This is a genomic window from Bradyrhizobium sp. USDA 3315, from assembly GCF_054056795.1.
Map to the genome: position 1 here is coordinate 8,679,703 of NZ_JBSRYP010000001.1, position 16,896 is coordinate 8,696,598.

A 16,896-nucleotide genomic window follows, 5' to 3' on the forward strand; every position below is an offset into this window, starting at 1 on the left:
CTGAAGCCTTTATGCCTTGATGTCCGTGTCGGGCAGCCAGGTGCCCGGTATCACGCGCGAATGCCCGCGGAATTCGGCGATCACGCTGTCGCCGGAGGTCACGCTCACGTCGTAGATTCCCGAGCGGCCATTGCGCGAGATCTCGCGCGCGGTCGCCACCAGACGATCCCCGAGCTTGCCGGGCCGGATGAAAGTGACGTTGCCCTGCGCCGCCACCGCGCGATCGTTGCGGCTGTTGCAGGCAAAGGCGAAGGCTGAATCGGCCAGCGTGAAGATGTAGCCGCCATGACAGATGCGCTGGCCGTTGACCATGTGCGGCTGCACCGTCATCGCCATCACCGCCTGCCCCGGCCTGATCTCGACGAGTTCCATGCCGAGACCCTTGCTGGCGTCGTCTTCCTTCCACATCGCGTCCGCGCAGGCGCGGGCGACATCCTCGGGCGATAGCGTGGCCTTCACGTTCACATCGAACTCCCTGTGCGCGGGCCCGTTGCGGAGGGCCTCTTGGTGTCAAGCGTCAGTGTTGGGCGTGACGCGCGAGGCGTCAACGCTACTTCCGTCATTCCGGGACGATGCGTCAGCATCGAACCCGGAATCTCGAGATTCCGGGTTCGCTTCGCGCCCCGGAATGACAATCAACAACTAGACGTGGTCGTAGTCGACCACGACCTTCTCAGAGCACGGCTTGGCCTGGCAGGTGAGGATGAACCCCGCCTTCAGCTCCCACGGCTCCAGCGAATAGTTCAGGTCCATCGGCGCCTCGCCTTCGACCAGCTTGGCGCGGCAGGTCGAGCACATGCCGCCCTTGCAGGCGAACGGCAGGTCCATGCCGGCGCGCAGCGCGGCGTCGAGGATCGACTCGCCGTCGGCCACCGGGACCTCGCGGCGCTTGCCGTCGATGATCAGCCCGGCAATCGCCTTCGGCGGCGCGCCGGCCGGAACGACGACCTTCGCCCGCGGCTTGCCGCCGAATTCCGACACGAAGCGTTCGACATGGATACGCTCGTCGGCGATGCCGATCTCGCGGCAGGTCGCCTCGATGGTCTCGCTCATCGCGGCCGGACCGCAGACGAAGACGTGATCGACCGTCTCGGCCGGCACCAGCGAGCGCAGCAGCACACGCACTTTCTCGCCGTCGAGCCTGCCGTGCAGGATCGGGATGTCCTGCTCCTCGCCCGAGATGACGTGGAATACCGAGAGCCGCTGCATGAAGCGGTCCTTCAGCTCCTCCAACGCCTCGCGAAACATGACGCCTTCGGTCGAACGGTTGCCGTAGAAAAGGAAGAAGCGGCTGTCCGGCTCGCGCGCCAGCACGCCCTTGATGATCGAGAGGATCGGCGTGATGCCGCTACCGGCGGCAAAGCCGACATAGGTCCGCGCCTCGCCCGGCGCGTGGGCGACGCCGAAACGGCCGGTCGGCGTCATCACGTCGAGCTCGTCGCCGGGCTTCAATTCCTCGGCCGCCCAGTTCGAGAATGCGCCGCCGTCGACCTTCTTCACTGCGATGCGCAATTCGCCGTCGTCGGGACCGGAGCAGATCGAATAGGACCGGCGAACCTCCTCGCCGTCCATCGTGGTGCGCAGCGTCAGATACTGGCCCGGGGTGAAGCGGTAGTCGCCTTGCAGATCGTCGGGGATCGCAAAGGTCATCGAGATTGCGTCCGACGCCTCGCGGCGCAGGTCGCTAACGGATAGGCGGTGGAATCGTGGCGTAAGGGACATCGCTTATCTCTCCCCGTCATTGCGAGGAGCGAAGCGACGAAGCAATCCATCGCTCAGCGTACGCCGAAGCATGGATTGCTTCGCTTCGCTCGCAATGACGGCCTTGGCGGCAAATAACGACATCATAGTCAATGACACTTGAAGTAATCGAAGGGTTCACGGCAGCTCTTGCAGCGCCACAGCGCCTTGCAGGAAGTCGAGCCGAATTCGGAGAGCAGCTCGGTATCTCCCGAGCCACACTGCGGGCACGCGACCGCCTGCTCGCCGAACAGCGCGCGGCGCGAGGAGCCCGGCAGCGGCGGCGCGATGCCGTACTCCTTCAGCTTGCGGCGGCCGTCCTCGCTCATCCAGTCGGTGGTCCAGGCCGGCGACAGCACGGTGCGGACCTTCGGCCTATGAATGCCTTCGCGCTCCAGCGCGAGCTCAATCTCGAGCGCGATCATGTTCATGGCGGGACAGCCGGAATAGGTCGGCGTGATCGCGACCTCGACATGACCGTCGTGGACCGCGACATCGCGCAGTACGCCGAGATCGGCGATGGTCAGCACCGGGATTTCGGGATCGACCACCTGCGCGGCCGCGCTCCAGGCGCGCCGGCGCAGATCGGCATCGCTGAGCGCGACGGTCACCATGTTGCCCCCGGAAAGGTCCGCTGCATCGATTGCAGCTCGCTGAGGAGATGGCCGAGATGTTCGCTGTGGCTGCCACTGCGGCCGCCCTGCTGCATCCAATCGCTCTTCGGCAACGACAGCGTCGCCTCTTTGATGATGCCGGTGACCGTCTTCCGCCAGCGCGGCTGCAGCGCCGCGGGATCGATCGCGATGCCGGCGTCGATCAGGCTGCGCTCACCATCGTCCACCGCGAACATCTCGCCGGTATAGGCCCAGAGGTCGTCGATCGCATCCTGCGCGCGGCGATGGCTCTCCTCGGTGCCGTCGCCGAGACGGACGATCCATTCCGACGAATGCCTGACATGATAGGCGCTCTCCTTCTCCGACTTCGCCGCGATCGCGGCGAGCGTCGGATCGGACGAGGCCATCATCGCGCGCCAGTAGAGATCGGCGAATGCCGCGTAGAAGAATTGCCGCACCATGGTGCGAGCAAAGCCGCCGTTCGGCTGCTCGACAAGCAGCAGATTGCGATACTGCCTGACGTCGCGCAGATAGGCGAACTTGTCTTCGTCGTTGCCTCGGCCTTCGACCTTGGCCGCGTAGGTGTAGAGCTCACGAGCCTGGCCGAGCAGGTCGAGGCCCATATTGGCGAGCGCCATGTCCTCTTCCATGGCGGGCGCATGGCCGCACCATTCGGACAGCCGATGGCCGAGGATCAGCGCGTCGTCGGCGCGGCGCAGCGCGTAGAGCACCAGCGGCGTTTCGGAGACTTCGATGTTGACGGTCGCCATGTTCTCTATTCCACCTGCATCCACTTGCTCGACGTCATCCTGAGGAGCCTGCGCAGCAGGCGTCTCGAAGGATGGCCGCGGTTACGATCGGGCGTCATGGTTCGAGACGGCGCTGCGCGCCTCCTCACCATGACGGGTGAAATTCACATGTGCCCGACTTCGTCGGGGACGTCGTAGAAGGTCGGGTGGCGGTAGATCTTGGATTCCGCCGGCTCGAACATCATGCCCTTCTCGGACGGATCGGACGCGGTGATCGCGTTCGAGGGCACCACCCAGATCGACAGCCCCTCGCCGCGGCGGGTGTAGATGTCGCGCGCGGCCTGCAGGGCGAGCGTCGCGTCGGCCGCGTGCAGCGAGCCGACATGCTTGTGCGCCAGGCCATTGCGGCTGCGGATGAAGACTTCCCAGAGCGGAACGTTCGGCGTGGCCATCTCGGCGCTCCCTTATTCTGCGGCTTGCGCGAGCTGGCGGCGCTTGCGCTTCTCGGCATAGGCCATCGCGGCCTCGCGCACCCAGGCACCCTCCTCATGCGCCTTGCGGCGCGCGGCGAGACGATCGCGATTGCAGGGGCCGTTGCCTGCCAGCACCTGCTTGAACTCGTCCCAGTCGATCGGGCTGTGTTCCCAATTGCCGTTTGCGTTCTGCTTCATGCCGGGATCGGGGATCGTCAGGCCCAGGAATTCGGCCTGCGGGACGGTGGCGTCGATGAATTTCTGGCGCAGCTCGTCGTTGGAGAAGCGCTTGATCTTCCATTTGGTCGAGGTGTCGCTGTGCTGGCTGACCTGGTCCGGCGGACCGAACATCATCAGCACCGGCCACCACCAGCGATCGAGCGCGTTCTGCGCCATCGCCTTCTGCTCCGCGGTGCCGCGGCACAGCGTCACCATGATCTCAAAGCCCTGGCGCTGGTGGAACGATTCCTCCTTGCAGACGCGGATCATCGCGCGCGCATAGGGGCCGTAGGAGCAGCGGCACAGCGGGATCTGGTTCATGATCGCCGCGCCGTCGACCAGCCAGCCGATGGTGCCGATGTCGGCCCAGGTCAGCGTCGGATAATTGAAGATCGAGGAATATTTCGCCTTGCTCGATAGCATCGCATCGACCAGCTCCTCGCGCGAGGTGCCGAGCGTCTCGGCGGCGGCGTAGAGATAGAGGCCGTGGCCGCATTCGTCCTGCACCTTGGCGAGCAGCGCAGCCTTGCGGCGCAGCGACGGCGCGCGGGTGATCCAGTTGCCCTCGGGGAGCATGCCGACGATTTCGGAATGGGCGTGCTGGGAAATCTGCCGCGTCAGCGTCTTGCGGTAGGCGGCGGGCATCCAGTCGTTCGGCTCGATGCGCTCGTCGGCATCGATGCGGGCCTGGAACTGACTGGCACGGGCGGCATCCTCGACGCCGCGATCGTCGCCGTCGGATGAGTTGAGCGCCTGCGTGTACATGGCCGACCTCCCAATGTGTTGTTAGGCAGCAATGTATAACACAAATTTTCGAATGCAAGAAGTTTTTGTAATATGTTCAGACACCCTCGAAACGGCGCGCCACCGCCCCGTTGGGCTTCGGCAGCGGCCCGTCCTGGTTGGTTGCGTGGTCGTCAAGCCATTGTTCCGACGGCGAAAGCAGCCCGCGATAGATCTCGCCGCAGAGCTTGCGCGCCGCCCTGCCCGGCCAATCCTTCGGCAACAGCTGATAAGGCAGCAGCGGATCGCGCAGCACGACGCGGCGGTAATGGTGGATCAAGAGAATGCGCGCGGTGAAGGCGTCGGCGTCGCTCAGCGTCTCGCCGCGGATGATTGAGCCGTGCAGCGGCTCGAACGTCTTCATGAACTTCAGATAGGCGTCCGCGGTGCGGTCGAGCGGCCAGCTCTCGCTGAGCAGCCGGCGTCCGCTGTCATCTTCCGCGGAGACTTCGAGCCGGATCGCGCGCGATGCTTCATCGGGGATCGGCACGCCCGACGGCGCGACCCACACGCCGGGCAGCGGGCTGCCGAAGCCGGCATTCTTCAACGCCTCGCGCGCGGCGTCGCGGTCCTCGGCATTGCCGATCAACAACAGCTCGAAGCGGCCGGTCCAGTCCGACGGCGGCGGATCGTAGATGTGCCGGGTTGCGGTGTCGAAGGTCTGCCGGCCCTTGGCGTTCAGCCGATAAAAACTGTTGCGGCCGACCTTGTTGCGCTCGAGCCAGCCGTCGGCGGCGAGCCGCGACATCGCGGTGCGCACCACATTGCCGTCGATGTCGAGCGACTTGAAGAATTCGAGCAGCGTGCCGAGCCACACCGAGCCGCCGCGCGGCACGATGGAATCTCCGAACACGGTGATGATGATCGAGCCGGTGCGTGACGGCTCGCGCTTCAGCTGATCGACGATGCGGGCAAGCGGCTGTGGCATGCCCAACGCATAGCGCGTTTTGTCGATTCACGACAATGCGGGTTCTTCTCCTTCTCCCCGCGTGCAGGGAGAAGGTCGGGATGAGGGGGCTCTCCGCAATCACGGTGCGAGTTGCGCTCGTGGAGACTCCCCCTCACCCGGATCGCATTGCGCTGCGCTTCATGCGATCCGGCCTCTCCCCGCAAACGGGGCGAGGCAAGCAAGTCAGCGATTGGGATCCGGATAGACGATGCTGCGCCAGCCGCTGCGATCGAACGGTGCCCACTCGCCTTCCTTCTGCGCGAGCCGATCGGCGACCGCGTAGACCACGGCCGGGTGATGACCCATGCCGCAATGGCTGCTCTCGACCTCGATGCTGTCGGTCATCGACGAGGACTGCTCGCGGCAGCCCTGCCAGGCACAGACGCCGTCGGTGCGGCTGAAGATCGCGGTGGTCGGCACCGGCGGCGCGCTGGCGAGCGAGCCGCCGAAACGCGAATCCTCTTCATCGGCGCGGCGGCCGCTGGCCATCTCATAGACGCGCCAGGCGTTGGTCGACTTCGGGCCGGCGGCAAACGGGCTGCCGAGCGTGATCACCTGGCGCACGCGCTCCGGCATCATCTTGGCGAGCTGGCGCGCATAGAGGCCGCCGAGGCTCCAGCCGACGACCGAGACCTTGCGGCCGGTGGTTTCATTCATCTCCTGCAGCAGGTCGACCATCCCGTCCTGCACGCCGGCGCGAAGCCCGAGATTGCGGCCCTGGCGCCAGCCGCTGACGGCGTAGCCCTTGCTCCTGAGAAAGTCGCGCAGCGGCCGGGTCGACATGTCGGAAGCGATCAGCCCCGGCAGCACCAGCACCGGATGCCCATCGCCGCGCGGCGCGAGGCTGAGCAACGGCAATGCACCAAGAAAGGCGCCGAGCTCATGAATGGCGCGGCCTTCCAGAAACATCAGCGTCCTGGACGGCGGGCGTAGCGTCTGCGCAGCAACGGACATTTCAGCTCCTCTTCCGGCAGGGCCGCCGGCAATGGGACCAACGAGAATAGGTCAACGGAGTTGACGCGAACCCGGCGGAATCGTTCCGCAACGCAACAATCTGTCCTGAAAAGCTAGGGAACCGGACACTTTCGTGCAAGCGGTCCGGGTCACACTTGCCACAACTAAAGTGACGTTCGTGCTCAATCGGTCACAGCAGCCGCAGCGTGTATTCCAGGGTGTAAAGCGCAAAGCCGGCAAGCCCGCCGATCAGCGCGCCGTTGAAGCGGATGTATTGCAGATCCTTGCCGACATTGACCTCGATCAGGGAGATCAGCTGCTCCATGTCCCAGCTCTTCATCTGGTCGGCGATGAAGCCGGAGACGCCGCTCTTCTGCTCGGCGACGACGGTGCGCAGGATGGCCACGAGGCCCTGATTGATCTCGCCGCGCAGGTCGGTGTCGCCGTCGAGCGCGTCGCCGGCCTCGACCAACATTCGCGCCAGCTGATGCTGCAGCACCTGCGACTCACCCGAGGCGCTGCGTTCGATGAAGTCCTTGACGTTGGCCCAGATGGTGCGCCCGAGATTGGCAAGCTCGGGCCGCGCCATCAAATCGCGCTTGAGACCATCGATGCGATCGGCGAACGCCTTGTCGCTGCCGAGCCGGTCGACAAAGGACAGCAGCATGCGGTCGAACTCGCCGCGGAACGGATGCTGCGGATCGTTGCGCACTTCCTCGAAGAACTTCGTGGCGGACGCGATGATCCGGTTCACCACGAACTTGTCGGCACGATAGAGCCTGAGCAGCGTCGGCATCTCGGCGCGGACCTTGTCGCGGATCACGGCCATGGTCTCCTGCTGCGTCAGCGTCTGGTGCAGCACGCGCAGGATGTCGTCGAGCAGGCCGCCATGCTTGCCCTCCTGCACGAAGCCGCGCAGCGCGCCGGCCGCAAGCGGCGCGAGGTCGATCGAGAGCACCTGCGTCGTGACGCGGCGGCTGATGAACTGCATCAACCCCGAGCTCTCGGTCGCCGCGAATGCCTCGGGCAGCATCCGCAGCACGAAGCGGGCGAGATCCTCCGAACGTTTGCGGTCGCGCAGCCAGTCGGCGATGAACGAACCGAAATCGATCTCGCGCAGCTTGGCCTCGACCGGCCCGGATTCCAGGAAATTGTTCTCGATGAATTCGCCGAGCTTCTCGGCGATGCGCGCCTGATTGCTCTGGATGATCGCGGTGTGCGGGATCGGCAGGCCGAGCGGCCGCTTGAATAAGGCGACGACGGCGTACCAGTCGGCGAGCCCGCCGATGGTTGCGGCCTCGGCAAATGCCGCGATGAAACCGAACACCGGGTGCACCGGCAGCAGCGCCTTCGCTGCGATGAAGATGATGAAGGTTGCCGCCAGCACGCCGGTCGCCAGCCACTTGACGCGCCGCAGCTCGGCCGCGCGTTCGACGTCGACAGGCGTTGCGATGAGGGCGGCGGGAAGGGTCATGGGGTTTCGCAGGGGTGACGAACGAAGCATAGCATAGCCGCACCGCCGTCATTCCGGGGCGTGCGAAGCACGAACCTCAGGTGCGCAATTGCGCACCGGGGAATCTCGAGATTCCGGATCGCCGCTTCGCGTCGTCCGGAATGACGATGGATACATGAGTTATGAAGGACACCGCCAAAAAAGAAGGCCCGCAAAATGGCGGGCCTTCGAAAAGGGCAGTTGGTCAGCGCGGCCGCGATCAGGCGGTCTTGCCGTAGACCTTGGCGAAGTTGTCCTGCGCGGTCTTCGCACCGTCGGTGACGAGCTTGCCGAGATATTCGGTGGTGGCCTTCGCCCGCGAGACGAACAGTTCGCCACGCGCACGGGCCAGCTCCGACTGGATCTGGGCGGCTTCGCTCAGCGACTTGGCCGACGCGAGCTTGTCGATACCGGCGAAGAACGCCTCGGCGTCCTGGTAGATCGCCTGCTGGATGTTGCGGCTGATCTTGGCGGCTTCGGTCACCGAACCGGCAACAGCGGACTCGATCACGTTGGTCACCTTCTCCGAGCCGGCATAGGCATCGGCAGCGCGGGTCTTGGCGGCCTCGGCCTGCTTCTTCACGAACTCACGGGCGGCTTCCGGAACTTCCAGGTTCTGAAGCTTGGTGAACGCCTCGGTGACGGGCGCGAAGGCTTCCTTGACGCTGTTCAGCACGGAATTGGTTTCGGTGGTCATTGGGGTCTCTCCATCCTCAGGTTTGAGCTATGGGCTCACCCCGTCCGGTTTGGCCCGGGGCAACGGTGTTATGACACGCCTCATGATGCACCGCAACATCTATGTTGCAGCGCGATATCACGAACCTGTGAACAGCATGAATGTCCGGCAGATTGCCTAGTGAACCGGCATCAAACGGTTTCTAATTACCGCTTACCGCGTCAGAGACCCCGTACGCCTCCATCTGTGCCCGGACCTGCGCCACATTGTGCCCCAGCACGACAATGTCGTGGGTCTTGCCCTCGACGTCGCGGACATGGTCGCGCAGCAGGGCCTCGGCCTTGAAGCCGAGGCTCTCGAACAGCGCGATCGCCGCCCGCTGGTCGACGGTCATCTGCACCGAGAACTTCTCCAGCCCGGCACCGAGCGCGATGGCGAAGGTCTCCTGCGACAATGCCCGGCCGACGCCCTGCCCGCGCACGTCGAGCGACACCACCATCCGGATCTCGCCGACATGCGGCGACCAGGAATGCGGATCGCGCACCAGGGTGCCGCAGCCGACCACCTTGCCGTCCTTGATCGCGAGCAGGCTCGTGATGTCGCCGCGCTCGATCTCGTTGATCCAGGCCGACAGCACCTTCGGCTGGCTGATGTTGCGCGGCAGGAACAAGAGATCATGCGTCGGCAGCTTTTGCGCGAAAGCCAGCACCGCGGCCTCGTGGTCCCGAATCATCAGGCGAAACTCGATGTCGCCCGCCTCGGTCTTGACGCGGCGCGGATAGGAACGTTGTTCGGTCATGTCGATCTCTCTCAAGTCGACCCTTCTTAGGTCGATCTTTTGCCCAGCCAGGAGTCCAGTTTCGGCCACAGCCGCTTGATTGCGTTGGCGCCGGCGACCAGCGAGACGTGACCGCCTTTCAGCATCACCTCCTCCTTGTCCTCGGAGCCGATCTTGGTGATCAGATGTTTTGCCGCATCATACGGCACGATGTGGTCGTGCTCGGCGACCGCGTGCAGGATCGGCACCTTGATGTCGGCAAGCTTTGCCTCGCGGCCGCCGACGGTCATGGTGTCGTTGTAGAGCTTGTTGTCCCACATCAGGTCCTTGGTGATGGCGCGGAAATATTCGCCCGCGAGCGGCAGCGTGTCGGTCGCCCAGCGATCGAACATCCGGTACGACTTGACGAACTCGTCGTTCCAGATGTTGTCCCAGAGCTGGATCTGGCCGACGACACGCGCGGCCGGCCGCAACATGTCGAACGATTGCAGGATCAGTTCGGGCGGCATGTTGCCGGTGCTGTCGATCAGGCGGTCGACGTCGAAATAGCGGCGGTCGGCGAAATTCGAGAACAGCTTCATCTCGCGGAAATCGATCGGCGTGGTGAAGCAGATCAGGTTCTTCATCGGCCCGTCGTTGAAGATCGAGCCGTAGAGCAGCGACAGCACGCCGCCGAAGCAATAGCCGATCACCGAGACGTCCTTTTCGCCGGAATCCTGCTGCACGCGGCGGACCGATTCCGGAATGAAGTCGAGGACGTAATCCTCCATGCGCAGCGATTTTTCCTCCGGCTTCGGCGCACTCCAGTCCAGCATGTAGACGTCGAAGCCGCGCCTGAGCAGGAATTCGATGAAGCTCTGCCCCGGCACCAGGTCGAGGATGTAGCCGCGGTTGGTGGTCGCCATCACGATCAGCACCGGCACGCGATAGACTTCGCTGGCCAGCGGCCGGTAGTGATAGAGGTTCATGGTGCCGCGCGAATACAGCACGTCCTTCGGCGTCGAGCCGAGCGACGGGCCGGAGCTCGAGAAATACTCGACGCCCTTGATGCTGCGCTGGATCGCGCGCTGCACCTCGGACTGGACCCGCTCGGAGATCGAGGCGAAATCAAAGGGGGTGGGAGCATTCATTTGCTGCCTCCCTCCGCTGGCGGCTGCTTGGTGCGCGGTGGCCGCGGCGTTGCGCCGTGGCCGTCGTCCGGCGCCAGCGAATTGTGGTGCACCTGCTGCAGCAGCGTCTTGATCTCGTTGAGCTGGTTCTCCATCGATTGCAGGCGCTCCGCCATGCCGACGAGCTGGGCGCGGCTCGGCAGGTTCATCGCCAGCAGATATTTCTCCATCAGCTCGCCGAGCTGCTTCTGCGCGCCGGCCGCAACGCCGCCGGCCTGGTTCATCGCCTTGGAAAATTCCGGCGAGCTCATGAGCTGGTTGCCGAAGGAGTTGAACCCCTTCTCCATCTCGCCAATCATCGTCTGCCAGATCACGGCAGGGTCGTTGCCCTTGTCGGCCATGCGGCGCTCCTCCACACCAATTTCGAGCGCTTGCCGCGCTTCCATTTGTTTCTGCCATACGACACTGTTGCTGCTGATCGGTCAACTGCGCGGCGCGACCAGCGACGCCGAGGCTCTTCTGCGCTGCGTCAATCCGTGGCATAGAGGTTCCTGACCGCGACACCAGCAGGGGACGCCCGTGACCACGCTCGCCCATCAGCCGCCGCAGATCATCCGCGCCAATGGCATCGACATCTGCTACGAGATGTTTGGCGATGCGAATGCCGAGCCGCTGCTCCTGATCATGGGCCTCGGCGCCCAGATGATCCATTGGGACGACGAGTTCTGCCGCCAGCTCGCCGCGCGCGGTTTTCACGTCATCCGATTCGACAACAGGGATATCGGCAAATCCTCCCGCCTGAGCGGCGGCAAGCGGCTGACCGCGCTCGAACTGCTCAAGCTCCGCTTCCTGAAGATCCCGGTCGCAGCGCCCTACAAGCTGGCCGACATGGCGAGGGATACGATCGGGCTGATGGATGCGCTCGGCATCCGCACCGCGCATCTGGTCGGTGCATCGATGGGCGGCATGATCGCGCAGGAGGTTGCGATCACCTTTCCCGAGCGCGTGCGCTCGCTGACCTCGATCATGTCGACCACGGGCAATCCAAAGATCCCGGGGCCGACCCGCGAGGCGACCGCGGTGCTGATGGCGCCGCCGCCGAAGAGCAAGGAAGAGTATTTCGTCCGCTTCGGGCAGACCTGGAAAGTCCTGCGTAACGGCTCGTTCCCTGAAGATGAGGCGCTCGATCCCGAACGCGCGCGGCGCACCTTCGAGCGCGGCCTCAATCCGGAGGGCGTCAGCCGTCAGCTCCGCGCCATCCTCGCCTCCGGCAGCCGCAAGGAGCGCCTGCGCGGCGTCAAGGCGCCGACGCTGGTGATCCACGGTACCATCGATCCGCTGGTGCATCCCGAAGGCGGCAAGGACACCGCGGTCTCGATCCCGGGCGCGAAGCTCGTGATGATCGAGGGCATGGGCCACGCCCTGCCGATTCCGATGTGGCCACAGATCATCGACGCCATCGACAAGCACGCGCATGGCGCGGCGGCGAAGGCGGCGTGAGGCCGGAGCGTTTTCGAGCGAAGTGGATACCGGTTCGCGTGAAGAAAACGCCTCAAAGCCAGAATCGAGAGTCCCGTCCCGATTCAATCGGAACGGGGCTCCGGTATCTCCCGGTAACCATGTGAGCCGTGAGTGCGTTCTTCCGGGCGCGGCATGGACGCTGTAGAGAGCGCTATCCACCGCTCAGCCACCGGGAGCAACCAGATGAAGACTCTTCTCCGGCCACGGACGGCCGTCGCCGCTCTCCTCCTCGCACTCGCGTCTTCATCGGCAATGGCGGCCGCCGGCGAGGCGCAGCAAGAGGCCAACCGCAAGGCGGTGCTGGCGTTCTACGAGAAGGGGCTGAACCAGAAGGACGCCGACGCAGCGCTCGCCTATGTCGGCAACCGCTATGTGCAGCACAATCCCGGCGCGGCCGACGGCCCGGAAGGCTTCCGCAAGTTCATCGGCTTCCTGCGCGAGAAGTTTCCGAACTCGCACAGCGAGATCAAGCGCTCATTCGTCGACGCCGACTACGTGATCCTGCACGTCCACGCCGTGCGCGAGCCCGGCACCCGCGGCAACGCGATCGTCGACATCTTCAAGCTCGAGGACGGCAAGATCGTCGAGCACTGGGACGTGGCGCAGCCCGTTCCGGAGAATCCCGCCAACAACAACACGATGTTCTAAGGCATCGTGACGGCTTGTGCTCAGTCACTGGCATGATCAGGCTGGCGAGCGCGCCGGGACGCCGGCTATTGCTTGACCGCGATCCAGATCACGTGGCGGACACCGCGGCCCCGGCCGGTGGCTCGGACGGCAATTTCGTTGACCGCGAACCCGGCACGGGTCAGCGATTTCGGGAACCTGGCATTCGGTCCGGACGACCAGACGGCGAGCACGCCGCCGCGCCGCAACGCGGCGTGTGCGATCTTGAGCCCGGAGACATCATACAGCGCGTCATTGGCCTTGCGGGTCAGGCCTTCGGGCCCGTTATCGACGTCGAGCAGGATGGCATCGAAGCCGAGCGGCTGGCGGTCGATCACGCTGGCAACATCCTCCTCCCGGATGCTCACGCGCGGATCGTTCAGGCTGTCGCCGAAAATCTCCGCCATCGGACCTCGCGCCCAGGCAACGACCGCCGGCACCAGCTCGGCCACCGTGATCCGCGCCTCGGGTCCGAGCACGGCGAGCGCGGCCCGCAGCGTAAAGCCCATGCCGAGGCCGCCGATCAGAAAATGTGGCCGTGCGACCTTCTCGATCTTCTTCGCGGCAAGCGTCGCCAACGCCTCTTCCGAGCCCGACAGGCGGCTGTTCATCAGCTCGTTGGTGCCGAGCATGATCGAGAATTCGCGGCCTCGCCGCATCAGACGCAATTCACCCTCGGTTCCGGGAATGCGCGTGGTATCGATCTTTTCCCATGGAATCATGCGGCGGCTTGTAACATGGCCGGCACCTCTGCCGTAGCCCGGATGGAGCGAAGCGAAATCCGGGGTCTGCCCCGTCCGCATAAGACGCTGTCCCGGATTACGCTTCGCTTCATCCGGGCTACGAAGGCGTGAGCCTACCCACCTGTCCAGACGTCGAGCACGTAGCGGTTCCTGGTGCCCATTTCCTCGATCCAGCGCGCGGCGGCGTCAGTGTCGACACCGGTGCGCTCGCGATAGATCGACATCAGGGTCGCCTTGACGTCGGGCTCCATCCTGCCGCCGTCGCCGCAGACATAGACGATCGCGCCCTTCTGGATCAGCTCCCAGACCCGGTTCTTCTGCGCGGCGACGAGGTGCTGCACATAGGTCTTCGGACCGTCGGCGCGCGAGAAGGCGGTGTGGAGTTCACTGACGCCGTCGGCTGCGAACGCCTTCAGCTCATCCGCATAGATGAAGTCCTGCTCGGGATGCCGGCAGCCGAAGAACAGCATCGCCGGCCCCAGCGTCGCGCCCTGCGCCTTGCGCGCGGCGCGTTCCTGCAGGAAGCCGCGGAACGGCGCGAGCCCGGTGCCCGGCCCGATCATGATGATCGGCACGGCATTGTCATCGGGCAGGCGGAAGCCCGCCTTGGTCTCCTTGATGGTGGCGTGGACGGTGTCGCCGGCGCGGCGGCGCGCCAGATAGTTCGAACAGATACCCTTGTAGATGCCGCGGCCGGAGCTTGCGGGCGCCTCCACGACGCCCACGGTGACGCTGCAGCGCTGCGCCTCGCCGGCCGGAGACGACGAGATCGAATAATAGCGCGGCGCCAGCAGCGACAGCATTTCGAGATAGAGGTGGAACGGCAGCTCGCAGGCCGGATATTCCTCGAGCAGGTCGAACACCGATTTGCGCTTGGCCAGCAACTCGGTGCGATAGCGCGCGGCCGACGCCTCGTCGTCGCCGACATAGGCCATCAGCTTCGGCTTGGTCACCGGGCAGCGGGTGTGCTCGGCCATGATCTGGATCTGCTTGCGGGTCGCGACCTGCTGCAGCTCGACGAACTCGGTGAGCAGCCGTCCGACCGAGACGGCGTTGCCGACCGGCAATTGCGCGCGGCGGCCTTCGGAGACCTGCAGACGGATCTGGTCGGCCGGCAGGAAGCCGAAGCGGCGCGCAACGGAATCGACCAATGTCGGATCGTTGCGCGGCACCACGCTGAGATGATCGCCGACACGGTATTTCAGGCTGACCGGCAGCTCGACCTCGATATGCCGGGTCGAACGCTCCGACGGATGAGCGCCAGCCTTGGTCTGCAGCTCGCTGTTGGCGAGCACCTTCATCGGCACCGCGCCGCCTTGCGTGACGATGGTGTTGACCGCACCCTGCGCCACCGGCTCGATCGCGTAGAGCGGCTCGTCTTCGGCGGTGCGGGTGAAATTCCAGTCGATGCCGAATTCCTTGGTCGCGACCTTGGCCGCCTCCGGGAACCATTTCTGGAACTGGCCGTCGAGATCGCTGCGCGCATCGCCCTCGCCGCGCGGATAGACGGCGCGCGCACCATGCTTGGTGAGCTGCTCGTCGATGAAGCGCGGCACCGACTGGTAGGTCGCCGCCCAATCGCTGTTGCCGCAACCGAACACCGCGTAGCGGACCTTGGCGAAGGCGTCCTTCGGCAGGTCGCTATCGAGCCATTTGACGAACTGCGTGGCGTTGTCGGGCGCCGCGCCATTATAGGAGGCGCAGATGATCAGCACGCCGCCCTCCTCCGGCAGCTTGCCGACATAATCGTCCAGCGGACCCAGCCGCGTCGCGAAGCCGTTGATCTCGGACAGATCGGCCATGCGGGTCGCCAGCTCCTCGGCGGAGCCGAGATTGGAGCCGTACAGCACCAGCATCGGCGTGTTGTGGCCGGGACGCGTGGCCGGCGCGCGCGGTGCCTTCGGCGCGGCCGCAACCGCGCCCGTGCTGCCGGCGAACGCGCCGCGGTCCTTGTCGTCGCGCGGCCGTACCTTGATCCTGAAGCCATCCGGCTTGACCGTCAGCGTCTCCTTCAGATGCATCTGGTAACGATGCACGTCGATCAGCTTGAAGCGCTGCAGGATCATCCCGATCGCCAGCGCCGCCTCGTGCATGGCAAAGCCGCGGCCGATGCAGGCGCGCTGGCCGTTGCCGAACGGCTTCCAGGCGTTGATCGGGCGCTTGGCCTCCGCCTCGCGGCTGAAATTCTCGGGATCGAACACGTCGGGGTTCGGGCCCCAGACGCTGGGATCGCGGTGCAGCGCCATCACCAGGATGGTGATGAAGGTGTTCTTCTTCAGCTTGTACTTGCCGCCGATCATCTCATCGTTGAGCGGCGCGATGCCGTAGGCCGGCGCCGGCGGCCACAGCCGCAGCGCCTCCTTCAGGCATTGCGTGATGTAGGTGAGTTGGGTCACCTGCTGATAGGTTGGCCGCGCATTGACGTCGGGACCGAGGACGCGATCGACCTCCTCATAGGCCTTCTTCAGCACCTCCGGGTGCTTCAGCAGCGCGTAGATCGTGCACGACAACAGGCCGCTGGTGGTCTCGTGGCCGGCGATCAGGAAGGTGTTGATCTGGTAGCGGATGTTGACGTCGTCGAGCTGCTCGCCGGTGGCGCGGTCGACGCCGGTCATCATCGCCGCCAGCATGTCCTTCTTGTCGTCGGTCGCGGCGGTGCTGCCGCGCCGCTCGGCGATGATCTCGTCGACCATCTTGTTCATGAAGGCGACGTCGTCGGCGAGCGTCTTGCGCCGCTTCTGCATCCACAGACCCTCGAGCGGCAGGCCGCGGGTCATCATGATGGTTTCGAGCGAGCGCACCAGCGATTCCACGAACGGGTGGTAGTCGCGGCGGTAGAACGAGTTGAAGCGGTAGTCGAAGCCGCAGAGGCCGATGGTGTCGAGGGTGAGCGCCGTCATGTCGTGGACGACCTCGATCTCCTCGTCGGCGTTGAGGCGCTCCCATTTCTTGACCAGCTGCTCGGCGATGTCGACCATGCTCGGGTGGTACGACTGCATGGCGCGGTTGCCGAACGGCTGCATCAGGATGTTGTGCGCCTTGCTCCAGTTCGGCTCCTTGGTGTCGGCGGTGAACAGGCCGTCGCCGCCGACCGCGCGGACCCGGCGCAGCGAGCCGCGCACGGCCTTGTCGAAGCGCTTCTCGTCGGAGAGCTCGTCGACGAGATCGTGACCGGACACGATCACGAGCGGCGCGCCCATCATGTCGAGCCAGAAGATCGGTCCGAGCTCCTTGGAGAGCTTGACGAGATGCTGGACCGGCGCGGTCGAGTCCAGCGACAGCATGTTGCCGACCACCGGCTTCGTCGGCGGATGCGGAATCGGACTCAGTCTGTTGCCGGACGCCATTTTCGAAGTGCCCCCTCTAACCTCAGTCATTCCGGGATGGTCCGAAGGACCAGACCCGGAATCTCGAGATTCCGGGTTCGATG

17 protein-coding genes are annotated in these 16,896 nt (G+C 64.9%); 2 read left to right on the forward strand and 15 right to left on the reverse strand.

Translation table 11 applies throughout. The annotated features are described in order from the left end of the window. Window positions 1-9 precede the first annotated feature (9 nt). From paaI to ACVIYL_RS40670, 13 genes are all read right to left on the reverse strand, one after another. Entirely contained in the window at window positions 10-465 is a 456-nt protein-coding gene (gene paaI, locus ACVIYL_RS40610; RefSeq protein ID WP_456781223.1) for a hydroxyphenylacetyl-CoA thioesterase PaaI, read from the reverse strand. Window positions 466-642: 177 nt separating this feature from the next. Then, window positions 643-1,722: a 1,2-phenylacetyl-CoA epoxidase subunit PaaE gene (gene paaE / locus ACVIYL_RS40615; protein WP_456781224.1), complete on the reverse strand. Its 1,080-nt coding sequence runs from the start codon at window positions 1,720-1,722 to the stop codon at window positions 643-645. Between the two features lie 128 nt (window positions 1,723-1,850). Continuing rightward, on the reverse strand, window positions 1,851-2,354 hold the full coding sequence (gene paaD, locus ACVIYL_RS40620; protein WP_375784206.1) for a 1,2-phenylacetyl-CoA epoxidase subunit PaaD: 504 nt from the start codon (window positions 2,352-2,354) through the stop codon (window positions 1,851-1,853). Continuing rightward, window positions 2,348-3,124: a 1,2-phenylacetyl-CoA epoxidase subunit PaaC gene (gene paaC / locus ACVIYL_RS40625; protein ID WP_456781225.1), complete on the reverse strand. Its 777-nt coding sequence runs from the start codon at window positions 3,122-3,124 to the stop codon at window positions 2,348-2,350. The genes paaD and paaC overlap by 7 nt, the downstream gene beginning before the upstream one ends. A 143-nt stretch (window positions 3,125-3,267) precedes the next feature. Then, window positions 3,268-3,555: a 1,2-phenylacetyl-CoA epoxidase subunit PaaB gene (gene paaB / locus ACVIYL_RS40630; protein WP_016842890.1), complete on the reverse strand. Its 288-nt coding sequence runs from the start codon at window positions 3,553-3,555 to the stop codon at window positions 3,268-3,270. Between the two features lie 12 nt (window positions 3,556-3,567). Further along, window positions 3,568-4,560: a 1,2-phenylacetyl-CoA epoxidase subunit PaaA gene (gene paaA / locus ACVIYL_RS40635; protein WP_456781226.1), complete on the reverse strand. Its 993-nt coding sequence runs from the start codon at window positions 4,558-4,560 to the stop codon at window positions 3,568-3,570. Window positions 4,561-4,636: 76 nt separating this feature from the next. After that, complete coding sequence (paaX, locus tag ACVIYL_RS40640) at window positions 4,637-5,506, reverse strand: phenylacetic acid degradation operon negative regulatory protein PaaX (protein ID WP_456781227.1); 870 nt, start codon at window positions 5,504-5,506, stop codon at window positions 4,637-4,639. Window positions 5,507-5,710: 204 nt separating this feature from the next. Further along, on the reverse strand, window positions 5,711-6,481 hold the full coding sequence (locus ACVIYL_RS40645; RefSeq protein WP_038383823.1) for an esterase/lipase family protein: 771 nt from the start codon (window positions 6,479-6,481) through the stop codon (window positions 5,711-5,713). 190 nt (window positions 6,482-6,671) lie between these two features. Next, complete coding sequence (locus ACVIYL_RS40650; protein WP_456781228.1) at window positions 6,672-7,955, reverse strand: DUF445 domain-containing protein; 1,284 nt, start codon at window positions 7,953-7,955, stop codon at window positions 6,672-6,674. A gap of 238 nt (window positions 7,956-8,193) precedes the next feature. Next, the gene (locus ACVIYL_RS40655; protein ID WP_028331816.1) at window positions 8,194-8,670 is read right to left on the reverse strand and encodes a phasin; all 477 of its coding nucleotides are present in this window, start codon (window positions 8,668-8,670) and stop codon (window positions 8,194-8,196) included. A 181-nt stretch (window positions 8,671-8,851) separates the two neighbouring features. Continuing rightward, window positions 8,852-9,448, reverse strand: coding sequence for a GNAT family N-acetyltransferase (locus ACVIYL_RS40660; protein WP_038383826.1), 597 nt, complete (start codon window positions 9,446-9,448; stop codon window positions 8,852-8,854). 26 nt (window positions 9,449-9,474) lie between these two features. Continuing rightward, on the reverse strand, window positions 9,475-10,557 hold the full coding sequence (locus ACVIYL_RS40665; RefSeq protein ID WP_456781229.1) for a PHA/PHB synthase family protein: 1,083 nt from the start codon (window positions 10,555-10,557) through the stop codon (window positions 9,475-9,477). Further along, on the reverse strand, window positions 10,554-10,937 hold the full coding sequence (locus ACVIYL_RS40670; RefSeq protein ID WP_057017659.1) for a hypothetical protein: 384 nt from the start codon (window positions 10,935-10,937) through the stop codon (window positions 10,554-10,556). Before ACVIYL_RS40670 ends, ACVIYL_RS40665 begins: the two co-directional genes overlap by 4 nt. Before the next feature lie 178 nt (window positions 10,938-11,115). Between ACVIYL_RS40670 and ACVIYL_RS40675 the strand changes: the two genes are divergently transcribed. Together ACVIYL_RS40675 and ACVIYL_RS40680 are read left to right on the forward strand one after the other, a co-directional pair. Continuing rightward, complete coding sequence (locus ACVIYL_RS40675; RefSeq protein WP_456781230.1) at window positions 11,116-12,036, forward strand: alpha/beta fold hydrolase; 921 nt, start codon at window positions 11,116-11,118, stop codon at window positions 12,034-12,036. A gap of 273 nt (window positions 12,037-12,309) precedes the next feature. Next, window positions 12,310-12,705: a nuclear transport factor 2 family protein gene (locus ACVIYL_RS40680; protein WP_456781944.1), complete on the forward strand. Its 396-nt coding sequence runs from the start codon at window positions 12,310-12,312 to the stop codon at window positions 12,703-12,705. Window positions 12,706-12,770: 65 nt separating this feature from the next. Here ACVIYL_RS40680 and ACVIYL_RS40685 read toward each other — a convergent pair whose 3' ends face one another. Both ACVIYL_RS40685 and ACVIYL_RS40690 read right to left on the reverse strand, forming a co-directional pair. Continuing rightward, window positions 12,771-13,445 (reverse strand): spermidine synthase, encoded by a 675-nt coding sequence (locus ACVIYL_RS40685; RefSeq protein WP_456781231.1) that lies wholly within the window; start codon window positions 13,443-13,445, stop codon window positions 12,771-12,773. 134 nt (window positions 13,446-13,579) lie between these two features. Further along, complete coding sequence (locus ACVIYL_RS40690; protein ID WP_456781945.1) at window positions 13,580-16,813, reverse strand: bifunctional cytochrome P450/NADPH--P450 reductase; 3,234 nt, start codon at window positions 16,811-16,813, stop codon at window positions 13,580-13,582. Window positions 16,814-16,896 lie beyond the last annotated feature (83 nt).